The sequence below is a fragment of the Rhodococcus sp. (in: high G+C Gram-positive bacteria) genome (assembly GCF_049286785.1).
Lineage (GTDB): Bacteria > Actinomycetota > Actinomycetes > Mycobacteriales > Mycobacteriaceae > Rhodococcus_F.
Window position 1 is genome coordinate 1 of record NZ_JBAQEO010000127.1, and the last position, 1,925, is coordinate 1,925.

2 protein-coding genes and 1 pseudogene are annotated in these 1,925 nt (G+C 65.8%); 1 reads left to right on the forward strand and 2 read right to left on the reverse strand.

The features are described 5' to 3' along the window. Window positions 1-269: 269 nt before the first annotated feature. Window positions 270-1,232: a helix-turn-helix transcriptional regulator gene (locus WAW17_RS05010; protein WP_422331902.1), complete on the reverse strand. Its 963-nt coding sequence runs from the start codon at window positions 1,230-1,232 to the stop codon at window positions 270-272. Window positions 1,233-1,319: 87 nt separating this feature from the next. Between WAW17_RS05010 and WAW17_RS05015 the strand changes: the two genes are divergently transcribed. Continuing rightward, window positions 1,320-1,754 carry a VOC family protein gene (locus tag WAW17_RS05015; protein WP_422331903.1) on the forward strand — a complete coding sequence of 145 codons (435 nt, stop codon included), beginning with the start codon at window positions 1,320-1,322 and terminating at the stop codon, window positions 1,752-1,754. Window positions 1,755-1,771: 17 nt separating this feature from the next. On the opposite strand, the pseudogene WAW17_RS05020 reads toward WAW17_RS05015, so the two are convergent. Next, window positions 1,772-1,925: pseudogene (locus tag WAW17_RS05020) on the reverse strand (VOC family protein); the annotation flags it as partial.

A 1,925-nucleotide genomic window follows, 5' to 3' on the forward strand; every position in this document is an offset into this window, starting at 1 on the left:
TGAGCTGGGTCACCATCGTCGGGCCCGTCTAACGCGCTGCGGTACTTCTCGGTCGTCTCTTCGAGCTTGGTGATTTGGCTGCGCCATTGCTTGATCTAGTTGATCCGGCGCTCACGCTGCCCGCGACGTTTGTCCACGCCCCACTGCGCCCAGGGCGCGACAGTGGCGCCGATCCCTCCAGTGATGATCCCGGTGACTCCTGAGATCAATGCAACCCATCCATTTCCGCAGGTAGGCCAGCTAATTGCGCCTCCTGCCAGCGTTCCGCTTCAACGTCTGACGGTCGGTTCGGCTCGGTACAGCCCCACGAGTTCGGCCCCAATCCGCGCCAGCTCAGCCTTTACCGCCGCTGGCTCGAGCGCTTCGACCATCGAGCCCCAGCCTGCGAGGGTCCGGGCGATGTCGAGCGGCGTCGGTGCGGCGAGGCGGACCTGGGCCCGCCCGTCGTCGAGTACGGCGTCGACGTGACAGTGCCGGCCGAAGTGATCCCGCAGTATCGGGACGAACCTGGAGTCGATGAGCACGGTGGCCGAGGTTCGTGAGCGTTTCTGTTCCACTTCCCCGACAACCTCGTCCCATACGGCGGTGAGAGTGAAGTCGTCCGGGCGCTCGGCGGGTTGATCGGTCGACTCGACGCCGACAATCCGGTCGACCCGGAAAGTTCGCTGTCCTCGTTCGGTGCCGGCGATGAGGTACCAGATGTCGTCCTTGTCGACGAGTCCCCATGGGTCGATCAATCTTTCGGTGCGCTGCCGGGCCCTGTTGGTGTAGGTCAGCCGAACCTTGCGGCGACGAATCACGGCAATCTGCAGTATGTCGACTGTCTCGGGCCGGTGGCGATCCCGCTCGCCCCACCGGGTGGAGTCGATCATGGTGGTGTCGGCGGCGGCTTCTGCGTCGGCCCGGAAGGTTTGCGGCAGGGCCCGCACGAGTTTGCGCAACGCCGCTTTCGCTTCGTCCGAGACAGCGGCCGCCGGGCCGACGAGGAGAAACAACGCCTGCGCCTCCGGGGCCGACAGGCCACTCAGGTCGGTGCGGGCCCCACCGAGCAGCGACCAGCCGCCGCCGCGTCCGGCCTGCGGGTACACCGGGATACCCGCGGCCGACAATGCCTGCAGATCGCGGCGGGCGGTGGCAACCGACACCTCGAGTTCGTCGGCCAGTTCGGCGGCGGTCACCCTGCCCCGGCTCTGCATGAGCAGGAGTACGGCGACGAGACGGTCGGCTCGCATGAATCCACCCTCTCAAACAAAGTGCTCAGAGGGTGAGCACTTAAGCCGGAAAGATGGTTCCTGTCACCCCCAGAGAAAGGACACACAATGTTGCGAGGACTCAGCACCGTCAGCTTCTTCGCCGACGACCTGGCGGCAGCCCGTGCCTGGTACACCGACTTGCTGGGCATCGAGCCGTATTTCGAGCGCTCCGCAGAAGGAAAGCCCGCGTATATCGAGTTCCGGATCGGCGACTACCAGCACGAACTCGGCATCATCGACCGCCGTTTCTCGCCGCACGCCACATCGGACGGAGTCGGTGGACCGGTGACCTACTGGCACGTCGACGATCTCGGGGGCGCCCTCGCGCGGCTGACGGCACTGGGCGCTACCGTGCACGGCAAGCCCGTCGAGCACGGGCCGGGGTTCGTCACGGCATCCGTGTTCGACCCGTTCGGGAACGTTCTGGGCGTGATGTACAACCAGCACTACCTGGACGTGCTCGGGTCGAGCGAACCAACGCGGAATACGACCGGCGCGTAGGTCACCCGGCCCCCGGTTCACCCGCGAGCAGCAGCTTCCAGGGTCGGCACGTCGATCTTGTGCATCGTCATCAGTGCGTTTGTCACGCGCTGTGCCGCCCTTGGATCAGGGTCCGCCAGCAGCTCGTTCAACCTTCGCGGCACCACCTGCCAGGAGAGTCCGAACCGGTCC